This window comes from Phytopseudomonas daroniae, assembly GCF_004327285.1.
In the GTDB taxonomy this organism is placed as follows: Bacteria; Pseudomonadota; Gammaproteobacteria; order Pseudomonadales; family Pseudomonadaceae; genus Aquipseudomonas; species Aquipseudomonas daroniae.
On record NZ_QJUI01000015.1, the window covers coordinates 35,426 to 56,211 of the forward strand.

Annotated in this window: 18 protein-coding genes; 17 read left to right on the forward strand and 1 reads right to left on the reverse strand. The window is 61.1% G+C overall.

The window, feature by feature from the left end; translation table 11 throughout:
* Positions 1–214 precede the first annotated feature (214 nt).
* From DNK06_RS17390 to rfbC, 5 genes are all read left to right on the forward strand, one after another.
* On the forward strand, positions 215–1,186 hold the full coding sequence (locus tag DNK06_RS17390) for a D-2-hydroxyacid dehydrogenase family protein (protein ID WP_131181258.1): 972 nt from the start codon (positions 215–217) through the stop codon (positions 1,184–1,186).
* Positions 1,187–1,472: 286 nt separating this feature from the next.
* Positions 1,473–2,519: an NAD-dependent epimerase/dehydratase family protein gene (locus tag DNK06_RS17395; RefSeq protein ID WP_131181259.1), complete on the forward strand. Its 1,047-nt coding sequence runs from the start codon at positions 1,473–1,475 to the stop codon at positions 2,517–2,519.
* Between the two features lie 71 nt (positions 2,520–2,590).
* Positions 2,591–3,367 (forward strand): glucose-1-phosphate cytidylyltransferase, encoded by a 777-nt coding sequence (rfbF, locus tag DNK06_RS17400; RefSeq protein WP_131181260.1) that lies wholly within the window; start codon positions 2,591–2,593, stop codon positions 3,365–3,367.
* Positions 3,368–3,381: 14 nt separating this feature from the next.
* Entirely contained in the window at positions 3,382–4,743 is a 1,362-nt protein-coding gene (locus tag DNK06_RS17405) for an NAD(P)H-dependent oxidoreductase (RefSeq protein WP_131181261.1), read from the forward strand.
* Positions 4,740–5,288, forward strand: a complete 549-nt coding sequence (rfbC, locus tag DNK06_RS17410; protein ID WP_131181262.1) for a dTDP-4-dehydrorhamnose 3,5-epimerase — start codon at positions 4,740–4,742, stop codon at positions 5,286–5,288. The genes DNK06_RS17405 and rfbC overlap by 4 nt, the downstream gene beginning before the upstream one ends.
* On the opposite strand, the gene DNK06_RS17415 is transcribed toward rfbC, so the two are convergent.
* A complete protein-coding gene (locus DNK06_RS17415) occupies positions 5,282–6,322 on the reverse strand; it encodes a glycosyltransferase family 2 protein (RefSeq protein ID WP_131181263.1) in 1,041 nt (346 codons plus the stop codon). The two genes, rfbC and DNK06_RS17415, sit on opposite strands and share 7 nt — an antisense overlap.
* 404 nt (positions 6,323–6,726) lie before the next feature.
* Here DNK06_RS17415 and rfaH point away from each other — a divergent pair, with 404 nt between their 5' ends.
* The 12 genes from rfaH to DNK06_RS17475 all read left to right on the forward strand — a co-directional run bounded on the left by rfaH (position 6,727) and on the right by DNK06_RS17475 (position 20,735).
* On the forward strand, positions 6,727–7,239 hold the full coding sequence (gene rfaH, locus DNK06_RS17420; protein WP_131181264.1) for a transcription/translation regulatory transformer protein RfaH: 513 nt from the start codon (positions 6,727–6,729) through the stop codon (positions 7,237–7,239).
* Positions 7,240–7,659: 420 nt separating this feature from the next.
* Positions 7,660–8,820, forward strand: a complete 1,161-nt coding sequence (locus tag DNK06_RS17425) for an outer membrane beta-barrel protein (RefSeq protein WP_131181265.1) — start codon at positions 7,660–7,662, stop codon at positions 8,818–8,820.
* A gap of 130 nt (positions 8,821–8,950) precedes the next feature.
* Positions 8,951–9,490, forward strand: a complete 540-nt coding sequence (locus tag DNK06_RS17430) for a polysaccharide biosynthesis/export family protein (protein WP_131181266.1) — start codon at positions 8,951–8,953, stop codon at positions 9,488–9,490.
* Between the two features lie 2 nt (positions 9,491–9,492).
* Positions 9,493–11,724 carry a GumC family protein gene (locus DNK06_RS17435; protein WP_131181267.1) on the forward strand — a complete coding sequence of 744 codons (2,232 nt, stop codon included), beginning with the start codon at positions 9,493–9,495 and terminating at the stop codon, positions 11,722–11,724.
* A 43-nt stretch (positions 11,725–11,767) separates the two neighbouring features.
* A complete protein-coding gene (locus DNK06_RS17440; protein ID WP_131181268.1) occupies positions 11,768–12,493 on the forward strand; it encodes a tyrosine-protein phosphatase in 726 nt (241 codons plus the stop codon).
* A gap of 246 nt (positions 12,494–12,739) precedes the next feature.
* Positions 12,740–14,131, forward strand: coding sequence for an undecaprenyl-phosphate glucose phosphotransferase (locus DNK06_RS17445; RefSeq protein ID WP_131181269.1), 1,392 nt, complete (start codon positions 12,740–12,742; stop codon positions 14,129–14,131).
* Between the two features lie 55 nt (positions 14,132–14,186).
* Positions 14,187–15,533: a UDP-glucose dehydrogenase family protein gene (locus tag DNK06_RS17450; RefSeq protein WP_131181270.1), complete on the forward strand. Its 1,347-nt coding sequence runs from the start codon at positions 14,187–14,189 to the stop codon at positions 15,531–15,533.
* A gap of 37 nt (positions 15,534–15,570) precedes the next feature.
* Positions 15,571–16,920: a lipopolysaccharide biosynthesis protein gene (locus tag DNK06_RS17455; RefSeq protein WP_242674704.1), complete on the forward strand. Its 1,350-nt coding sequence runs from the start codon at positions 15,571–15,573 to the stop codon at positions 16,918–16,920.
* A gap of 30 nt (positions 16,921–16,950) precedes the next feature.
* Positions 16,951–18,102, forward strand: a complete 1,152-nt coding sequence (locus tag DNK06_RS17460; protein WP_131181272.1) for a glycosyl transferase family 2 — start codon at positions 16,951–16,953, stop codon at positions 18,100–18,102.
* Positions 18,103–18,167: 65 nt separating this feature from the next.
* Positions 18,168–19,292 carry a GDP-mannose 4,6-dehydratase gene (gmd, locus tag DNK06_RS17465; RefSeq protein WP_131181273.1) on the forward strand — a complete coding sequence of 375 codons (1,125 nt, stop codon included), beginning with the start codon at positions 18,168–18,170 and terminating at the stop codon, positions 19,290–19,292.
* A 2-nt stretch (positions 19,293–19,294) separates the two neighbouring features.
* The gene (fcl, locus tag DNK06_RS17470) at positions 19,295–20,272 is read left to right on the forward strand and encodes a GDP-L-fucose synthase (RefSeq protein WP_131181274.1); all 978 of its coding nucleotides are present in this window, start codon (positions 19,295–19,297) and stop codon (positions 20,270–20,272) included.
* 1 nt (position 20,273) lies between these two features.
* Positions 20,274–20,735 carry a GDP-mannose mannosyl hydrolase gene (locus tag DNK06_RS17475; RefSeq protein ID WP_131181275.1) on the forward strand — a complete coding sequence of 154 codons (462 nt, stop codon included), beginning with the start codon at positions 20,274–20,276 and terminating at the stop codon, positions 20,733–20,735.
* Positions 20,736–20,786: the final 51 nt, after the last annotated feature.

The following is a 20,786-nucleotide window of genomic DNA, read 5'->3' on the forward strand; positions in this document are numbered from 1 at the left end:
AAACCGCAATGACAGCCTACTTTGAGCGCTGATGACAGAGTCACCTCTCTGGGCAGCTCGATCACCCTGAGCGTATGGGCGCTGGTGGCTTTGATGATAGCCTTGCCCATCTGGCGTATCTGGCGGGCTCGGCGCAGGGCAGCGGCCCAGAGCGTCGGCCGATCCCTCACCGAATCAGGCTCCGCGCGGAGCCTGAACCGCCCTGGAGCCTGCCATGCATATCGTCATTCCCGATGACTACCAGAACGTCATCCGCACCCTCGATTGTTTCGCCACCCTGGGCGACCACCAGGTCAGCCTCTATCACGATGCAGTGGATGACGTTGAACTGCTGGTCGAGCGTTTCGCCGATGCCGACGCACTGGTGCTGACCCGTGAACGCACACGCATCGACGAAGCACTGCTCGCGCGCCTGCCGAAACTCAAACTGATCAGCCAGACCGGCAAGGTATCCAACCACCTCGATGTCGCTGCCTGCACTCGCCATGGCGTCGCCGTCATGGAAGGCCGTGGCTCGCCCATCGCGCCAGCGGAGCTGACCTGGGCGCTGATCATCAATGCCAGGCGCCAACTGTTCCCCGCCATGCAGGGACTGTATGCCGGTCAGTGGCAGGTCAACCTCGGCCAACGCCTCGCCGGGCAGACGCTGGGCATCTGGGGATACGGCAAGATTGGTCAGCGTCTGGCGCGTTATGCCCAGGCCTTCGAGATGCCCGTGCTGGTCTGGGGCAGCGAAACGTCCCGCCAGGCCGCCATTGCCGACGGGCACCGCGCAGCCGAATCGCGCCTGGCGTTCTTCGCCGAATCCGACGTACTCAGCCTGCACCTGCGCCTGGCGGAGAGCACACGCCACCTGGTAGGCGCCAAAGATTTGGCAGCCATGAAACCGAGCGCCTTGCTGGTCAATACCAGCCGTGCCGAACTGATCGCGCCGGGCGCCCTGCTCGAAGCATTGAATCTCGGCAGACCGGGCTCTGCAGCGCTCGACGTGTTCGAGCAGGAACCCATTCTCGACCCGAACCATCCGCTGCTTCGCCATCCCGCCGTGCTCTGTACACCGCACCTCGGTTATGTGGAACGAGAGGGTTATGAGCTGTATTTCGGTGACGCCTTCGCCAACGTACAGGCATTTTTCGCTGAAAGCTGTACGTTGGCCAATCCCGACGTTCGTCCGGTAAGGCAATGAGGGGGAAATTCCAACTTTGTGAAGCATCCCACAAACCCTGTTCCAGAGCGGTTTACCCGAGAAATTCCGGGCCTTTCGGGGCACCGGATTACTCTGCGCGAAGTATCACAAATAGCAATCTCTCTCAAAAGCCACGATAACAATACAAACAAATCATTTAATAACAATGACTTATAACCACCAAAACCACTCATCAGATAAACAAGTATTTTTCTGACGCAGGAATACTATCTGCCGAACGATGGATGCCACCCAACCCTGGGCGGTCATTGCAAAGGAAGGCATGATGAGAATTCTCGTTCTGGGAAACATGGGCTACGTTGGCCCCGCAGTGATTCGCGAACTGACGACCCGTCACCCCTCAGCCATCGTGCATGGCTATGACAACGCCTATTTCGCCCACTGCCTTACCCACGCTCACACCCTGCCCGAGCGGAGGCTGGCTCAGCAGTTCTTTGGCGACGTGCGCGAGCTTTCACCGCAAATGCTGGAAGGCTACGATGCCGTCGTGCAATTGGCGGCCGTGTCCAACGATCCCATGGGTGACCGCTTCGCCGGCGTGACCGAGGCGATCAACCAGAATGCCACCGTTGCCATCGCCAAAGCCGCCGCCCGTGCGGGTGTACGCAACTTCGTCTTCGCTTCCAGCTGCAGTGTGTACGGCGTGGCCCAGGGTGGCCCGCGTACGGAAAGCGACCCCGTCTCCCCCATGACGGCTTATGCCCGCTCCAAGATCGGCAGCGAAGATGCGCTCGACGATATCGATGGCGACATGGTGATCACCAGCCTGCGCTTCGCCACGGCCTGCGGCATGTCCGATCGTTTGCGCCTGGATCTGGTGCTCAATGATTTCGTCGCCGGCGCACTCAGCGAAGGCCGTATCACCGTACTCAGCGACGGCTCGCCATGGCGCCCGCTGATCGATGTCGCCGACATGGCCCGGGCCATCGACTGGGCGATCCAGCGCAGCGCCGACAACGGCGGTCGCATCCTGCGGGTGAACACCGGCAGCAACGCGCGCAATCACCAGGTTCGCGACCTCGCTGCCGCGGTGGCCGATGCCCTGCCCGGCACCGAGGTCAGCATCAACACCGAGGCTCCCGTCGACAGCCGCTCCTACCAGGTCGACTTCAGCCTGTTCGCCAGACTCGCCCCCCGGCACCAGCCGCAGATGACGCTATCGAGGTCGATCAGCCAATTGATCGAGGGCCTCCAGGGGATGAACTTCAGCGACAGCCAGTTCCGTATCTCGCCGCTCGTGCGCCTGCGAGTGCTGCAAGGCCACATCGACAGTGGCCGCCTGGACGAAGACCTGCGCTGGCAATCCCGCTAGGGATTGCGGCCGCATTGCCGGGCTATCAGGCCCATTGATACAGCGTCCATTCACCATGGGGGAGCATCATCATGAAGGTTGCAATCTTTGCGGGTGGCTTCGGCACCCGCCTGAGCGAAGAGACGGCGATTCGTCCCAAGCCAATGGTCGAGATCGGTGGCCGGCCGATCATCTGGCACATCATGAAGATGTACGCGCACCACGGTTTCAACGATTTCGTGGTGCTCGGTGGCTACAAGGTCGACTACATCCGCGACTACTTCCTCAACTACCGCGCCCAGCGCACCGACTACACCATCGATCTGAAGACCGGCAACATCGACTGGCTGGAGAGCGTCAGCGAAGACTGGCGCGTCACCGTGCTCGACACCGGCGCCGATTCGATGACGGGGGGTCGCCTGAAGCGTGCCATGCACCTGCTGTCTGACGAACCCTTTTGCCTGACCTACGGCGACGGTGTCAGCGATGTGAACATTCGTGAACTGGTCACGGTGCATAAAGCCTCGAGACGCTGGTGCACCCTCACTGCCGTCACCCAACCCGGGCGCTATGGCGCGCTGCGCTTGAACGAGGATCTCAACCGCGTGGAAGCCTTCCGCGAGAAAGGCGCCGCCGATGGTGGCTTGATCAACGGCGGCTTCTTCGTCTGCCAGCCGGAAGTCTTCGAGCTGATCGACGACGACCAGACCACCTGGGAAAACGAGCCCATGGATCGTCTGGTCGAGCGCGACATGCTCGGCAGCTACCACCACAAAGGCTACTGGCAAAGCATGGATTCTCTACGCGACAAGATCACCCTGGAAACCGCCTGGGCCAGTGGCGCGCCCTGGAAACAGTGGAACGACTGAAGGAGCAAGCATCGATGATCATCGTTGACACCGCACTGGCCAAATGCGAAGCAGAAGGCCGCCCCATTCGCGTGGGCATGATCGGCGCGGGTTTCCAGGGCAGCGGCATCGGCCTGCAGATTCTCACCGCGACCACCGGCATGCGCCTGTGCGCCGTCGCCAACCGCACTATCGGCAGCGCCGTTGGCGTGTATGACCAGGCCGGCATCGAGCCGCTGCGCTGCGATACCCAGGCCGAGCTGGAGCGCGCCATCGCGGCTGGCACGCCAGCGGTCACCGAGGACGCCCTGGCACTGGCTCGCGCCGAGGGGCTGGACGCCATCATCGAAGTCACCGGCTCCATCGAATACGCCGCCGGTGCCGTACTCGCTGCGCTGGAAGCCGGCAAGCACGTGGTGCAGATGAACGCAGAACTGGATGGCACCATCGGCCCGATCCTCAAGCACAAGGCCGATCAGGCCGGGGTCATCTACACCTTCTCCGATGGCGACCAGCCGGGCGTGCAGATGAACCTCTACCGCTTCGTCGCCGGCCTCGGTATCACGCCCGTACTGTGCGGCAATATCAAAGGCCTGCACGATCCGTATCGCAATCCGACCACCCAGCAGGAGTTCGCACGTCGCTGGGGGCAGAAAGCGGCGATGGTCGCCTCCTTCGCCGACGGCACCAAGATATCCTTCGAGCAGGCCATCGTCGCCAATGCCACCGGCATGCGCGTCGCGCGCCGCGGCATGCTCGGCCCGGACTTTTCCGGCGGCAACCCCGGCGCGCCGCTGGTGCCTATCGAGGACACCCTTTGCGCCTTCGAAGCACACCTGAGCGCAGACGAACCAGGCCTGGTCGATTACGTGGTCGGTGCCCGCCCAGGCCCTGGCGTATTCGTTATCGGTACCCTGGAAAACCCACGCCAGCGCCATTACCTGGAACTCTACAAGCTCGGCAAGGGCCCCTACTACAGCTTCTACACGCCCTACCACCTGTGCCACTTCGAAGTACCCAACTCGGTCGCCCGCGCCGTGTTGTTCGGCGACCCGGTACTGACCCCGAGCGGCGGCCCCAGCGTGGGCGTGATTGCCGTGGCCAAGAAGGACTTGAGGCCCGGCGATAGCATCGATGATTTCGGCGGGTACGAGACCTATGGCGTGGCCGAGAACATCGCCGCCATTCGCGATGAAAACCTGCTGCCGATAGGCCTGGCGCTCGGCTGCACGCTCAAACGTGCAGTGGCCAAGGACACCCCGCTGACCTTCGACGACGTGCAATTTCCCAGAGGCCGAATCGTCGATCGCCTGTACGCCGAACAGGAATGCCTGTTCGCACCGCACGCGGCCGGCACACAACGCTTTGGTGATTTTCTCAGCCAGGAGTCAGCATGATCTTTCACACCACCACACTCAACGATGCCTGGCTGATCGACCTGGAACTGCGTGGTGATGAACGCGGTTATTTCGCGCGAACCTTCTGTGCCGAAGAATTCGAACGCCATGGATTGATCAGCCACTTCGTGCAGCAGAACGCCTCGCGCTCGGCACGCCGCGGCACCCTGCGCGGCCTGCACTACCAGATGCAGCCCTACGGCGAGGCCAAGCTGGTGCGCTGCACCCGTGGCGCGATCATCGACGTGATCGTCGATCTGCGCGAGGAGTCCTCGACCTACCTGCAGCACGAGGCCTTCGAGCTGACTGCCGACAACCATCGCCAGTTGTACGTGCCGCCAGGCTTTGCACACTCGTTCCAGACCCTGAGCGATGATGTGGAGGTCAGCTACCTGGTGTCGACGGCCTACACGCCGAGTGCCGAGCGCGGCCTGCGTTACAACGATGAGCGTTTGAGTATCGACTGGCCACTGACCGTGACCACCCTTTCAGAAAAGGATGCGGCCTGGCCTCTGATCGCCGACCGCACCGAACGCCTCTACTGAGCCGCCATCATTTCCGGCTGCAGGAAACTGGCAGCGGGTTCGATATCCACCGACATCGCTGGCGCTGACAATTCGAAAGCCGGTAGAACGGCCCGACGAACCTGCACCCGGAGGCTTTCCAGCGGTGCATCGGCAGGTTCGACCCGCGGCGAGAACACCAGCGCCTCCAGCAACCCTTGCAACACGATGCGGGCCTTGTAGAACTCGCCGCCACGCAGCAGCCTGAGCATTCCCCAAAGCCGATGACTCAGGGTCGTCAACAGCCGACGACGGTTGGCGTACTTGCGGGTAATGAACAGCTCGTTGCGCACGAAGTGACGGTGATAGCGAATCCGCGCCGGGCTCTTCTCAGTACGGATATTGATCGCCCCACCGCCCTCCTGACGCAGATGCAACACCTTGCTCGCGCCCACCAGATAACCCGGTGTATTACGGGTGACGCGCAAGGTGAACTCAGTGTCCTCCCCCCAGATGAACATCGAGGAAATCGGCACACCGTGTTCGGTCAGTGTGGCTCGCGGCACCAGAATGGATACGAAGGTGGCACGGGAAACCGGCACCACGCCAAGCTCCACGGTGGCCGGCCAGCATTCGTAATCGATACGGTTGCGCCGCTGATCCAGCGATGGCGCATTGTTGACCAGACCATCCTGCGTATAGGCAGTCGACAACAGAAAGGTGCGCTTGATATCCCGCGCCGCGAGCAACTCGTCCGCTTCGACCAGCCGCTGCAGGGCGTCAGCGCTGGGTATCACGTCGTCGTCCATCATCCAGATGAAGTCGGCGCCGCGCTGGTAAGCCATGCGGAACCCGGCATTGAAACCACCAGATGCTCCGACATTACCCGACAGCACATACAGTTCAAGATTGGGCAACACCAGATCCAGCACCATTTGCTCGGTGCCATCGGTACTGGCGTTATCGATCACGATAATGCCGTCACAGGGTCTTGTTTGCGCGTATACCGCCTCCAGGCAACGCTTGAGCAAATCCTTACGGTTATAAGTAAGAACCACTGCGTATATGTGCGACATGATTCATCATCCTTAATCAGAGTTGATATCTCTTGGCCACCACAGCTCCAATCCTCACTCGAATTACCCGCTATACAGACGCGTCACCACTCGCTCGACGCGAGGGATACAACGGCGCGTAACAGGCAAGACAAAACAACAAAAAACAGGCGCCATAAAAATGCTTACAATACAGTTTTGAACTTTTCCGAATACCGGAACAAGCGTCGTACTATGCATGTTTCCAGCCAATAAGAACCCGAATTACCGCGCAATTCCGATAGCCATCTGTCGGATTTTTCGGATTGAAAATTAACCCGCCGCTCGTCGTCGAAATGCACTGACCGAACCCAGGAAGCACTATTATCAACGGCCTGCCACAACACTCATTGATGGCATTTCGCAAGCATGGAAAGCAGGGCTTTATGAATATCGACATGAAGCTTTCGGAAATCGCCTGGTACCTGATCCAGTGCAAGCCCCGACACGACGACAAGGCATGGGAGAACCTGAGCAGACAGGGCTTCGAGTGTTTCTGCCCACGCACACGGACGCAGACGATCAGGGCGGGGAAAGTCAAATACAGCTATCAGCCGCTATTTCCCGGCTACCTCTTCCTGCATATGAAAGCGCAGGATAATTGGGCAAAACTGCGTTCGACCCGAGGCGTTAGCAGGGTCGTAGGATTTTGCGGAGTTCCCTGCCGTATAAATGACGCCATTATTGAGCAATTGAAAAAACGCAGCCTCCAGACCGAACAAGCACCCATGCTGAACCCTGGGGACAACGTACATATAAAGGCCGGCCCGCTTGCTGACATGAATGCGATATTTCTGACCATGGATGGCGAGCAAAGAGTGATGCTGCTGCTTCGCTTGCTCAATCGGGAACAGCAGATAAAAGTGCCGCTCTCTCACCTCTCGGCTTTACAGGCATGAATATTGCTCAACCGCTATTAACATCCCTGTAATGCATCGCCGCTAGCATCCGAACGGAACTTATAGCCGCCGCCGTCCGAACGCCCACTTATATAGTTTCAATGCCCTGAAGAACGATGGCCTTGGGGCGGTAGCGTGCTTTCTGACACCTGAGCATGCTGCCCCTGATTGCAGCACCGACAATGGGCATGAACCATTAGAGCGCATTGAAAAGTTCCCTGTTTTTTTATCAAACCGCCTGTGACGAGTTTCACTGCCTTCGGGGAACTTCTGCTCTGAGCCGACAACCAATGACTCATGAAAAATGGCCGCAAGTCAACGCGAGAGATGACTGGATATCAGGCTGGCGGGATCTCCCCCACAGCCTTGTCACTCGGCCACCCCAATCAAGCGATCAACCCCGGGAAGGGATTTGGCATCATGAAACTCACCAAGATACTGACGGCTTCGCTAGCAGGTACGCTGTCTACGGCCAGCTGGGCAACCGACCCGGCGAGCATCGACCTGGCTGGTTTCGAGTTCACGCCGACCCTCGACGTCACCGAGAGCTATGACGACAACTACCGTGGCCTGCGTGACGGCGCTGGCTCATCCTGGGTTACCAGTATCAATCCCAGCTTTCTGCTGAGTGCCGAGACCCGCAACAGCGGTTATCAGCTCGAATACGAGTTCGATGACCAGACCTACCATTCCGACGATCGCGCCAGCCATACCAATCACCACCTCAGGTTTCGCAGCATCCTGGAGTTCAACTCGCGCAATCGCCTGCGCTGGAATCTGGGTTACCACCGTATCGAGGAAACCACCGATCTGGCCGATCCGGACAACGAAGAAAACGACAAGTACAGCCGCGCCGTTGCAGGCGCGACGTACAGCTTCGGTACGCTGAGCGGTCTCAACCAACTGGATTTCGGCGCCAACGTCGAGTCGATCCGCTACCACAACAGCGGCGACCTCAATGCCGACGAAGAGCGTGACAGCACGACCCTCAACGGCGTGTGGTATCACCGCCTCGGTGGCAGCACCCGCTCCCTGGTCGAACTGCGCCATACCGACCACGACTACGTTCGTAGCGGCAGCAACCGCGACAGCACCAACGATGCCCTGCTGTTCGGTGCAACCTGGGACGCTACCGCCAAGACCTCCGGCACCCTGCGTCTCGGTGCCGAACGCAAGAACTTCGACAGCAGCACGCGTGAGGATTACACCAGCCCGATGTGGGAAGTGGGTGTGGCCTGGGAACCGCGAACCTACTCTGTCGTCAAACTCAACACCCGCCGAGCTTTCGACGAAGGCGACGACGGTGCGAGCACGGTTCAGGACACCACCACCCGCCTGAGCTGGGAACATGAATGGTCGGCCTTTATCCGTACGGATCTCGACTATCGCTTCTCTGATCGCGATTACAAGGCGATCGAGCGCAAGGATGAGCGCACCAGTTACGGCCTGGGGGTGACCTACTCCCCGGATCGCTGGGTCGATGTATCGCTGGGTTACCGCCACACCGAAAACGATTCGAGCGTGCGGGAGAAATCCTATGACCGGAACATCTATCAGCTGTCGTTGAGCTTGAGCCTCTAGCACCGGGGCTTCTCAACAGGGTGACGACCAACGTCACCACCCCAATCAACCTTTCCCGTTCGCCTTCACTGTCGAGCGGTGGCGCCCTTTTTCCTGCGCCTGAGACGAATCAACCACAAGGAGCAAGCGGATGTCAGTCCACCATCTGTTCAAAGCCTTTTCGCTACTGCTGATGCTCGCATTCGCAGCAGCTGCCCAGGCCAATCCACAGTATCGGCTGAGCTCTGGCGACGTGATCAAGATCAGTGTCTTCGGCGAGCCGGATCTGTCGTTCGAGGAAATTCGCCTCAACGACGCAGGCACCTTCTCCTATCCCTTCCTGGGGTCGATCGAAGCCAGCGACAAGACCGCCGGCGACATCGAACGCATTCTGACCGACAAGCTCAAGGCCGATGGCTACCTGGTCGATCCCCGCGTCTCCGTCAGCGTCACCACCTACCGCGAGTTCTATATCAGCGGCGAAGTGAAGTCGCCCGGCGGCTATCCCTATCAACCCGGCCTGACCCTGGATCGCGCCATCGCACTGGCTGGTGGTCTGACCGAACGTGCGTCGACCAAACGCATCACCATCGCGCGCGGTTCAGGCGAAGCCCGAGCTTCGGAAAAGGCCACGCTCGACACCCTGGTCAAGCCGGGTGACACCATCACCATCGATCAAGGGTTCTTCTGACTATGAACAGTCCTGCACGCACGATCCGACAGTGGCAGCCATCGCCGTCGGAAGCAGATAGCGATTACATCGACCTGCGGCGTATCTGGAACGCCATCTGGATGCGCAAGTGGGCCATCGCCCTGTTCGTGGTGGTGATCACCCTGGTCACCGCTTTCGCCGTGTCCCGCATGACACCGGTCTACAGAGCCGTATCGACGGTGATGATCGAGACCAAAGGCACCCAGCTGGTGTCCTTCCAGCAGGTCTACGACACCACCGGCGCGGTGAACGAATACCTGCAGACCCAGCTTGGCCTGATCAAGAGCCGCGGCGTCGCCGAGAAGGTGGTACGCGAGCTCAACCTCACCGAACACCCCGATTTCGACCCACGCCAGCAGCCCAAGCCGCTGATCAACATCGGCGGATTCGTGCGCAGCCTGCAAGGCATGCTGTCGGTCACCGGGCTGGTCGATGCGCCCGAGCCGGCCACGCCGATGACCGAAGCCGAGCTGCTGGATGCCGTCACCCAGATGCTGATGGATCGCACCAGTATCTGGGTCGAAGGCAAGAGCCAGCTGGTCAGCATTTCCGTCGAACTGCCGGATCGCCTGACCGCAGCCCAGATCGCCAACTCCCTGGCCAGCAACTACATCGACAGCCAGCTCGAAGCGCAGATGGAAATGTCGCTGTCCGCTACCACCTGGATGAACACTCGCCTGACCGAGCTGCGCAGCTCGCTGCAGGAAGCCGAGAATCGTCTGCAGGCCTATCGCGAAGCCGAAGGCCTGGTGGACGTAAACGGCGTCGCCACCATCAGCAGCAACGAACTGTCGTTGACCGGCGACCGCATGATCGACGCCCGCCGCCAGCGTGCCGAAGCGGAAAGCCAGTACCGGCAAGTCCAGTCCATGGGGTCGACCGACTGGCGCCGCCTGTCCAGCGTCCCTGCGGTACTGGGCAACCCGCTGATCCAGCAGTTCAAGGCTGAAGAAGCGCGTACCCGTGCCAAGGTCGAAGAGCTGTCACGCCGTTACGGTGAGCGCCACCCGGCCATGGCAGCAGCCAAGTCGGATCTCAGCGCTGCGTCAGCGAGCCTGCGTGCTCAGGTCGAGCAAGTGGTGGCGAGCATCGAGCGCAACTACCAGTTGGCAGTTGCCAACGAGAACTCCCTGAATGCCTCGTTCAACAAGAACAAGGAGCAGATCCAGGACATCTCGCGCAAGGAATTCAAGGTTCGCGAGCTGACCCGCGACGTGGAAAGCAATCGCTCGCTCTACGAAACCTTCATGACTCGCCTGCGCGAAACCGCAGCCACCCAGGACGTCAATTCGAGCAACGCGCGGATCATCGATCAGGCCATCGCTCCGGTTCAGGCCAGTGCGCCGAACAAGAAGCTGCTGATCGTGCTCGCCGCCGGCCTGGCGCTGGTGTTCGGCATCGCCCTGGCAGTGGTTCGCGACATCCTCAACAACACTTTCAAGAGCGCCGATGACGTCGAGAGCAAGCTGAACCTGCCGGTTCTCGGCATCGTGCCGCTGATTTCCAACAACACCAAGTACACCGCCGCGCACCTCTTCGAGCATGGCGAGGATGCGCGCTTCTGCGAAGCGATTCGCACCATTCGTACCAGCCTGATGCTGGCCGATACCAACCGCTCGAAGAAGGTACTGGTGGTCACTTCCTCCTCGCCTGGCGAAGGCAAGAGCACCCTGGTGGCCAACATGGCGTTCGCCCTCAGCCAGCTACAGCGTGTGCTGCTGATCGATGCCGACCTGCGCCGCCCGACCCTGGCCAAGAGCTTCGATTTCCCGGTCGGTACGCCTGGCCTGGCCAACCTGATCACCGGCAGCGCCAAGATCGAGGACTGCATCCACACCATGGGCAACAACCTGGACATGCTGCCGGCCGGCGCGGTGCCACCGAACCCGCTGGAACTGCTGGCGTCGCCACGTTTCGCCAAGTTCCTGGAGATGATCAAGGAGCACTACGACCACATCATCATCGATTCGCCGCCCAGCCAGGCGGTCAGCGACGCCTCGCTCCTGTCGACCTTCGCCGACTCGGTCATCTATGTGATCAAGTCCGAGAGCACTTCGATCCCGCTGGCGCAGCGTGGCGTGGGCCACCTGCTGCAGAGCGGTGCATCGATGATGGGCGTGGTGCTCAACCAGGTAGACGTGGAAAAGGCCGCCCGCTCCGGCGATTACAGCGGCTACTACGACCACTACGGCTACAGCGACAGCAAGGCCTGATCTCAACCATGACCAACCAGCGCATGACAGCGGGAGGTATCTGATGATCGATCTGCATAACCACCTGCTGCCGGGCATCGATGACGGCCCGGCAGACCTGCCGACCGCGCTGGAAATGGCCCGCATGGCCGTGGCCAACGGCATCAGCCATAGCGTCTGCACGCCGCATATCCATGCTGGCCGCTACGAGAACGACAGCGACAGCATTCGCAGCGCCTGCAGCAATTTCAACAAGGCGCTGCAGGAAGCCGGCATCGACCTGAAGGTCGGCGCGGCCGCAGAGGTTCGTTTCTCAGGCGAACTGATGACCCGCGTATTGGACGGCAGCATTCCTTTCCTCGGCCAGTGGGAAGGCAAGAAGGCGCTGCTGCTCGAATTTCCCCATGGAGAGATGCCGTTCGGCGCCGAACGCATGACTCAGTGGCTGCTGGAGAACGGTGTGGTGCCCATCATCGCGCACCCGGAGCGCAACAAGGCGTTGATGCATACGCCGAGCAAGCTCAAGCCCTTCATCGAGCAGGGCTGCCTGCTGCAGGTGACGGCCGCTTCTGCCGCTGGTCGTTTTGGTGAACGTGCAATGCACCTGGCACACGAACTGCTGAAGCATCGCGTGGTCAGCATTATGGCGACTGATGCTCACAACCTGGAGCACCGCCCTCCCCAATTACAAGAAGGTCTCCTGCAAGCCGCCCGGATCCTGGGCGAGAGAGAGGCCGAACGTCTGGTCATCGACACGCCCTGGCGTATCGCACACCAGCATTTCGCTTAGTTGACTGCCTGATAACACGTGCCTGTCGGTTCAGGCCGCAGGATTCGTATTTGTTGGAGGTTGGAAAACCATGCGTCAAGAGCTCGGCAAAAGGACGCACTACAGCTACCGACTGGCGCGAAAGCGCGGTGCAGCGTCGGGCTCGCCCAGCGTATCGCCATACGTATCGCATAGGGACAGGTCGCCTCTCGTGTGTTTTCCGAGGGCATCTCACTTCATCGAAGATTTGCATGAGGATCGCCGCAAATGATTTCCAAACGGATCAATCCTGCCGAGAATCGCAGGGGGCTGACGTTCTGGGGTCAATGGACCTGTGCCATTACTCTGGTCAGCATGCTGCTCTGCTACCTGGTCATTCAGCGCTACGGCGACGTGCCCACCGAGTACCGTCTGTTGATCGTGCTCACGGTACTCGGCTCGGTGCCGGCTTACGGGCTGCTGCGCGTGTACCACAAGCGCTTCAGCTACCTGACCGGTCTGTTGCACTTGCTGGCGGGCTGGCTCACCCTGCTCGCCGGCCTGCTGTTCATCGCCTATTTCAGCCAGAGCCTGGAGCGGTTTTCGTTCGAGATCATGCGCGAATGGGCGCTACTCGGCTTCCTGGCACAGGCAATCACCTTCATCCCGCTGCGCTACTTCGCCAGCCTTCACTCGGAAAAACTGCGCAACGAGCGCGCCTCGCTGATCATCGGCTCCGGACAGAAGGCTCACGAACTGGCCGAACGCCTGACGGCCTCCAACCGCGTGCCGCTGATCGGCCTGCTGGCGTCGAACGCCGACGAGCACACCCAGGATGGCCGCTTCCCGATCCTCGGCGCCCTGCACCAACTGCGTGAAGTGACCGAGCAGCATGGCGTACGCCGTGTGTACATCGCCCTGACCCTGGACGAGATCTCGCATATCGAGAAGCTCTACATCGACCTGCTCGACATGAGCGTCGACGTGGTCTGGGTACCGGACTTCGGCAGCATGCCGCTGCTCAACCAGTCGATCTCGCAGATCGAACAGTTGCCGGCCATCTACCTCAACGAAAGCCCGATCAGCTCGCACCCTGCCGCGGTATTCAGCAAGGAGCTGATGGATCGCACCCTGGCCTTCCTCGCCCTGGTGGCCCTGAGTCCGCTGTTCATCGCCGCGGCCATCGCCGTGAAGTTGTCCTCGCCTGGCCCGGTGTTCTTCCTGCAACCGCGCCATGGCTGGAACGGTGGCGTGATTCTGGTGTGGAAATTCCGCTCCATGCGCATGCACGACGACCAGAAGGTCAAGCAGGCGACCCGCGAAGATCCGCGAATCACGCCGGTCGGCCGCTTCCTGCGCCGCACCTCGATCGACGAATTGCCGCAATTGCTCAACGTGCTGCGCGGCGAGATGTCCCTGGTCGGCCCGCGCCCACACGCCGTGGCGCACAACAACTATTACAGCGACAAGATCCTCGCCTACATGGCCCGCCATCGCCTCAAGCCAGGCATCACTGGCCTGGCTCAGGTGACCGGTCATCGCGGTGAAACCGAAACCCTGGAAAAAATGCAGCAGCGCGTGGCACAGGATCTGGCCTACATCAACAACTGGTCGTTGTGGCTGGACATCAAGATCCTGGTGAAGACGCCCTTCACCCTGTTCTCGCGCGACATTTATTGAACGACGCCCCTGGCGCCACGTAACGATTAACGCTCACTCAAGGAATTTTTTATCCATGAATATCACTGTCGTTGGAACCGGCTACGTCGGCCTCGTCACCGGCGCCTGCATCGCCGAGATGGGCAACACGGTCGTCTGCGTGGATGTCGATCCGAAGAAGATCGAAAACCTCAAGCGCGGTGTCCTGCCGATCTACGAACCGGGTCTAGAAACCGTGGTGGAAGAGAACTTCGAAGCGGGCCGTCTGCTGTTCACCACCTCCCTGTCCGAAGCCATGGAGCAGTCGGACATTCTGTTCATCGCCGTTGGCACGCCGCCCGGTGAAGACGGCTCCGCCGACCTGCGCTACGTGCTGGAGGTGGCCCGCCAGATCGGCAGCCTGATGACCCGCCACACCACCGTGATCAACAAATCCACGGTACCGGTGGGCACCGCCGATCTGGTTCGCGCCGAGATTCTCGAGCAACTGGAACTGCGTGGTAAGGACATCGGTTTCGATGTGGTCTCCAACCCGGAATTCCTCAAGGAAGGCGCGGCGGTCGATGACTTCATGCACCCGGATCGGATCATCATCGGCACCGACAGCGAGCGCGCTCGCCAGGCCATGAGCGAGCTGTACGCGCCCTTCATCCGCAACAACCCACGCATCAAGTTCATGGGCGTACGTGATGCGGAAATGACCAAGTACGCGGCCAACGCCATGCTGGCGACCAAGATCTCCTTCATGAACGAGATCGCCGGCCTCTGCGACCGCCTCGACGTGGACATCGAGAACGTGCGCCTGGGCATCGGCTCCGACCAGCGCATCGGCTATCACTTCATCTACGCCGGCTGCGGCTATGGCGGCTCGTGCTTCCCGAAAGACGTCAAGGCACTGATCAGCATCGCCCACCAGAACGACTTCGAACCCAAAGTGCTGCAAGCCGTCGAGGCGCGTAACGAGCAGCAGAAACAATCTCTGTTCAACAAGCTTGCCGCGCACTTCGAGGGCGACCTCAAGGGCCGTACCTTCGCCGTCTGGGGCCTGGCGTTCAAGCCGGGTACCGACGACATGCGTGAAGCGCCCAGCGTGGTACTGATCAACAGCCTGATCAACGCCGGCGCCAAGGTAAAAGCCTTCGACCCGATCGCCAGGGAAACCGCAATCCCCGAATTCCCTGAGCACTGGTTCAGCGAAGGTCGCCTGCAGATCGTCGACGGTCAGTACGAAGCCGCCATCGATGCCGACGCGCTGGTGCTGGTCACCGAGTGGAAGCCATTCCGTCGCCCGGACTTCAAGGCGCTGAAAAAGCTGCTCAAGCAGCCGCTGATCATCGACGGCCGCAACCAGTACGACCTCGCCCAGGTGGATCGCGAGGGCTTCGACTACTACGGCATCGGCCGTAAACAAGTGAACGGCTGAGACCCTTCCGACAATGGACGTCATGGAACCCAAAGTCATGGCCCCCGCCACCCTCTGGACGCGTCTCGGCGCGTCCGGCAGGGCCGCATTGCGCAGCCCCGTGCTGCGCAATATCGCCACCGTCGCGTGCGGCACCGCCGGCGCGCAGGTCATCACCCTGGCCTTGATGCCGGTCATAACCCGCCTCTACGGGCCAGAGGCCTATGGGGTGCTCGGGGTATTCATGAGCCTGGCGTTCATGCTCATCCCGATTGCCGCCCTCACCTATCCAGTCGCCATCGTGCTACCCAAGCACGATGGCGATGCCCGCGGTCTGATTCGTCTCTCCCTGCTTATCGCCAGCGGCTTCGCGCTGCTCGCCGCCGTGTTCATCGCCCTATTCGGCGAAACATTGGCCAGCCAGGCAGGCGTCCCCCAGATCGGCCCCTTTCTGATGCTGCTGCCCCTGGTGCTGCTGGCCGGCGCAGCGCTCGAAGTCACCCAGCAATGGCTGATTCGCAAACAGCGTTATCGCCTCACCGCTGGTGTGGCCGTGCAACAAGCCATCGCCCATAACGGCCTGCGCATCGCTGTCGGGCTGCTGCACGCGAGCCCCGCCACCCTGCTGCTGAGCACCATCGTCGGGCCGCTGCTGCATACCCTGATGCTCAACTGGGGCCTGCGCCGCAGCGCAAGTGCACAGGCTCAGGAGCCAGCCATCGAGCCGCAGCCGCTGAGCACCCGCGAACTCGCCTTGCAATACAACGACTTTCCGCTGTACCGCGCGCCGCAGATGCTCATCAACGCCGTGTCGCAAAACCTGCCTACGCTGGTGCTGGCGGTATTCTTCGGCCCCGTGGCGGCGGGTTTCTTCGCGCTGTGCAGACAGGCGCTGAACGTGCCGACCCAATTGATCGGCAAATCCGTGGCCGATGTCTATTACCCGCGTATCAGCGCTGCGGTACACAACCACGAACCGATCACCGCCATGCTGGCCAAGGCCACTGCAGCGCTGGCATTGGTCGGCCTGCTGCCTTTCGCGCTGGTGTTCTGCTTCGGCCCGCAGCTGTTCGCCCTGGTGTTCGGCGAGCAATGGGCGGTGGCCGGTGAATACGCGCGCTGGCTGGCCCTGGCCGAATACATGATCTTCGTCAGCCGCCCCTGCACGGTCGCCGTTCCGGCCCTCGCGCTACAGGGTCGCTTCCTGGTTTTCGAGGTGCTCAGCACCGTACTGCGCATCGCCGCCCTGATGGCCGGCGCCCTGTTCCTGGAACAGGCCGAGCAGACCGTCATGGCCTTCACCACGGCCAGCATCCTGATCTACCTGAGCCTGATCGCCAGCGTGCTGCTCGCCGCACGCAACTGGCACGGCAAGGCCGATCGGCAGACCCGCCGTGATCGCCCCTAAACACTTTCATCAGAGACTGGCTTCGATCCTATGACCGCACAATTGCCCACTATCGTCGTCATCGGCTACAACCGCCCGAAGAGCCTCAGTCGCCTGCTCGGCTCGCTGATCAAGGCTCGCTATCCCGAAGGCGATGTTCGCCTGGTGATCAGCCTGGACAACTCCGGCAACCCGCAGCCACGCCAGGTCGCCGAAGCCTTCGACTGGCCGCACGGCGAGAAGCGCATCATCGCCCACCCCGAACGCCTGGGGCTGCGCCAGCACGTGCTGAGCTGCGGTGATCTGACCGAGCAATACGGCGATGTGATCATCCTCGAAGACGATCTGTTCGTCTCACCGTTCTTCTACGAGTACACGTCACGGGCGCTGCAGGCCTATGCCGACGATGCCGGCGTGGCCGGTATCAGCCTCTACAGCGTGCAGTTCAACCAGACGGCCAACCTGCCCTTCACGCCGATCGACGATGGCGATTCGGACGTGCACTTCATCCAGATGGCCGCCTCCTGGGGCCAGGCCTGGTCGCGTCGCCACTGGCAGGGCTTCCGCCAGTGGCTGGAAAACCATGGCACCGACATCAGCCATATCGACGGCATCCCGGCGGATATCCGCGGCTGGCCGGAGTCCTCGTGGCTCAAGCTGTTCACCGCCTACATCATTTCCCGGGATCTGTACTTCGTGTACCCGTTCCGCTCGCTGAGCACCAACTTCGGCGATCCGGGTCAGCATTTCAACATCGCCTCGTCACGCTTCCAGGTGCCGATCCAGCAGCAGCCAATCGACTACCAGTTCGCCAAACGAGAAGACAGCGTGTCGGTCTACGACGCCTTCTGCGAGCTGCTGCCAGCCTGCGTCAAACGCCAGAACCCGCTGCTCGAACCCTACGATTTCACGGTCAACCTGTATGGCTGCAAGACCTGCCGCAGCGGGCTGCAACTGACCCGCACGGACGCCCGCGGGCTGCACAATTTCAGCCTTTCCATGAAGCCCATGGAACTGAGCATCCTGCACAACATCGAAGGTGAGGGCCTAGCCCTGATCGACTCGGCCGACATAGACGGCGCCAGCCTGTCGCGGCCCAGAACGGAATACGACATCTACCGTTTCTTTTACAAGTTTCCGTCGGTACGGATCATTCTTTTCGGCGTCATGGAACGCCTGCAATTGCTGCTCAAGCGCGCATGACCCCACTGACCGCGCGCAGCGATTAGATACAGCCCCTCTATCAATTGGACATCGCAGGTATTGCAATGGAACAGAAAAAAGCGCTCATCACCGGTATCACAGGCCAGGACGGTTCCTATCTCGCCGAATTCCTGCTGGAGAAAGGTTACCAGGTGCATGGCATCAAACGCCGCGCGTCGTCCTTCAACACCCAGCGCGTGGATCACATCTACCAGGATCCACACGTCGACAACCAGAACTTCATCCTGCACTACGGTGATCTGAACGACTCGTCCAACCTGACGCGCATCATCCAGGAAGTGCAACCTGACGAGGTCTACAACCTCGGTGCTCAATCCCACGTGGCGGTGAGCTTCGAAGCCCCGGAATACACCGCCGACGTCGATGCCATGGGCACCCTGCGCATCCTCGAGGCCATCCGCCTGCTGGGCCTGGAAAAGAAAACCCGTTTCTACCAGGCCTCCACTTCCGAACTCTACGGCCTGGTGCAGGAAACCCCGCAGAAGGAAACCACGCCCTTCTACCCCCGCTCGCCGTACGCGGTCGCCAAGCTGTACGCCTACTGGATCACCGTCAACTACCGCGAAGCCTATGGCATGTACGCGTGCAACGGCATCCTCTTCAACCATGAATCACCGCGTCGTGGCGAAACCTTCGTGACCCGCAAGATCACCCGCGGCATGGCCAACATCGCCCAGGGCCTGGAACCTTGCCTGTACATGGGCAACATCGATTCGCTGCGTGACTGGGGCCATGCCAAGGACTACGTACGCATGCAGTGGATGATGCTGCAACAGGACAAGCCGGACGACTTCGTGATCGCCACCGGCGTGCAGTATTCGGTACGCGAATTCATCACTTGGTCCGCTGCGGAACTGGGCGTGCACCTGCGCTTCGAAGGCACTGGCGTGAGCGAGCAGGGCATCGTCGAGCGCATCGAAGGCGACAAGGCTCCGGCCCTGAAAGTCGGTGACGTGGTGATACGTATCGACCCGCGCTACTTCCGCCCTGCCGAAGTGGAAACCCTGTTGGGCGATCCGAGCAAGGCCAAGAATATCCTCGGCTGGACACCGGAAATCACCGTGCAGCAAATGTGCGCCGAGATGGTTCGCGAAGACCTCAAGGTCGCCCGTCGCCATGCCCTGCTCCGTGAGCACGGTCACGAGCTTCCGGTATCCGTGGAGAACTGAGCATGACGGCCAACTCCCTCGATCAGCGCATCTTCGTCGCCGGCCATCGCGGTATGGTCGGCTCGGCGATCGTGCGTCACCTGCAGAGCCTGGGGTACCAAAGCATCGTCACGGCGCCCCGTGAAAGCGTGGATCTGGTCGACGCCGCCAGCGTGCAGCGCTTCTTCGCCGAACAGCGCATCGACCAGGTTTACCTGGCCGCTGCCAAGGTCGGCGGTATCCACGCCAACAACCAGTACCCGGCCGACTTCATCTATCAGAACCTGATGATCGAAGCCAACGTCATCAACGCTGCGCACAATGCCGGCGTGAACAAGCTGCTGTCGCTGGGCAGCTCGTGCATCTATCCCAAGCATGCCGAGCAGCCGATGCGTGAAGAGGCGCTGCTGACCGGTGTGCTGGAGCCGACCAACGAGCCCTACGCGATCGCCAAGATCGCCGGGATCAAGCTGTGCGAAAGCTACAACCGCCAGTTTGGCCGCGACTACCGCAGCGTGATGCCGACCAACCTGTACGGCCCGCACGACAACTACCACCCGGAAAACAGCCACGTCATCCCCGCCCTGCTGCGTCGCTTCCATGAAGCGACCCTGCGGGGCGACGACGAAGTGGTGATCTGGGGCAGCGGCACGCCGATGCGCGAGTTCCTCCACGTCGACGATATGGCGGCCGCCAGCGTGCATGTGATGAACCTGGATGACGCCACCTACCAGGCGCACACCCAGCCGATGCTCTCGCACATCAACGTCGGCACCGGGCAGGACTGCACCATCGCCGAACTGGCGCAGACCATCGCCAAGGTCACCGAATTCCAGGGTCGCCTGACGTTCGACAGCAGCAAGCCCGACGGTACGCCGCGCAAGCTGATGGATGTATCGCGCCTGGCCAAGCTTGGCTGGACGGCGAGCATCGACCTGGAAACCGGGCTGCGCGATGCCTATCGCTGGTTCGTCGATAACATCGACGATGTGCGGGGCTGACATGTTTCTGCCGACCGAGACCTTCAAGAGCGTGGTCGCCAGCACACCGCTGGTGTCCATCGATCTGCTGGTTCGCAACGCAGAGGGCGAGTTGCTGCTGGGTGAGCGTCTCAATCGCCCCGCCCAGGGCAGCTGGTTCGCTCCAGGCGGGCGCATCCTCAAGAATGAAACCCTGGATGCCGCTTTCGAACGCCTGACCCGGGAAGAACTGGGCCAGGTATTCCGGCGCGACCAGGGCCGGTTGCTCGGCGTCTACGAGCACTTTTATGACGACAGCGTGTTTGGCGAAGCACCGGACACCCACTACGTGGTGATCGCCTACGCGCTGGAGCCTGGCACTGCGCAAAGCCTGCAACCGCCATGCGTGCAGCATGGTCGCTACCGCTGGTGGCCGATCGAGCAGATGCGCGATGAACCGCGCATACACCGCAATACGCGGGACTATCTGCAGGCACTGTACTAGAGCCCTCGCAAGCCACTCAACGCGGCGCCGGCTTGCGAGCCACGACAATTT

Bases quoted from the DNA above. Each gene is read 5' to 3' on its own strand.
- DNK06_RS17415 (WP_131181263.1), bottom strand. From the start codon at position 6,322: ATGTCGCACATATACGCAGTGGTTCTTACTTATAACCGTAAGGATTTG.
- DNK06_RS17455 (WP_242674704.1), top strand. From the start codon at position 15,571: ATGGCCCCCGCCACCCTCTGGACGCGTCTCGGCGCGTCCGGCAGGGCC.
- DNK06_RS17395 (WP_131181259.1), top strand. From the start codon at position 1,473: ATGAGAATTCTCGTTCTGGGAAACATGGGCTACGTTGGCCCCGCAGTG.
- DNK06_RS17440 (WP_131181268.1), top strand. From the start codon at position 11,768: ATGATCGATCTGCATAACCACCTGCTGCCGGGCATCGATGACGGCCCG.
- fcl (WP_131181274.1), top strand. From the start codon at position 19,295: ATGACGGCCAACTCCCTCGATCAGCGCATCTTCGTCGCCGGCCATCGC.
- DNK06_RS17445 (WP_131181269.1), top strand. From the start codon at position 12,740: ATGATTTCCAAACGGATCAATCCTGCCGAGAATCGCAGGGGGCTGACG.
- rfbF (WP_131181260.1), top strand. From the start codon at position 2,591: ATGAAGGTTGCAATCTTTGCGGGTGGCTTCGGCACCCGCCTGAGCGAA.
- DNK06_RS17405 (WP_131181261.1), top strand. From the start codon at position 3,382: ATGATCATCGTTGACACCGCACTGGCCAAATGCGAAGCAGAAGGCCGC.
- DNK06_RS17460 (WP_131181272.1), top strand. From the start codon at position 16,951: ATGACCGCACAATTGCCCACTATCGTCGTCATCGGCTACAACCGCCCG.
- rfbC (WP_131181262.1), top strand. From the start codon at position 4,740: ATGATCTTTCACACCACCACACTCAACGATGCCTGGCTGATCGACCTG.
- gmd (WP_131181273.1), top strand. From the start codon at position 18,168: ATGGAACAGAAAAAAGCGCTCATCACCGGTATCACAGGCCAGGACGGT.
- DNK06_RS17475 (WP_131181275.1), top strand. From the start codon at position 20,274: ATGTTTCTGCCGACCGAGACCTTCAAGAGCGTGGTCGCCAGCACACCG.
- rfaH (WP_131181264.1), top strand. From the start codon at position 6,727: ATGAATATCGACATGAAGCTTTCGGAAATCGCCTGGTACCTGATCCAG.
- DNK06_RS17435 (WP_131181267.1), top strand. From the start codon at position 9,493: ATGAACAGTCCTGCACGCACGATCCGACAGTGGCAGCCATCGCCGTCG.
- DNK06_RS17430 (WP_131181266.1), top strand. From the start codon at position 8,951: ATGTCAGTCCACCATCTGTTCAAAGCCTTTTCGCTACTGCTGATGCTC.
- DNK06_RS17450 (WP_131181270.1), top strand. From the start codon at position 14,187: ATGAATATCACTGTCGTTGGAACCGGCTACGTCGGCCTCGTCACCGGC.
- DNK06_RS17425 (WP_131181265.1), top strand. From the start codon at position 7,660: ATGAAACTCACCAAGATACTGACGGCTTCGCTAGCAGGTACGCTGTCT.
- DNK06_RS17390 (WP_131181258.1), top strand. From the start codon at position 215: ATGCATATCGTCATTCCCGATGACTACCAGAACGTCATCCGCACCCTC.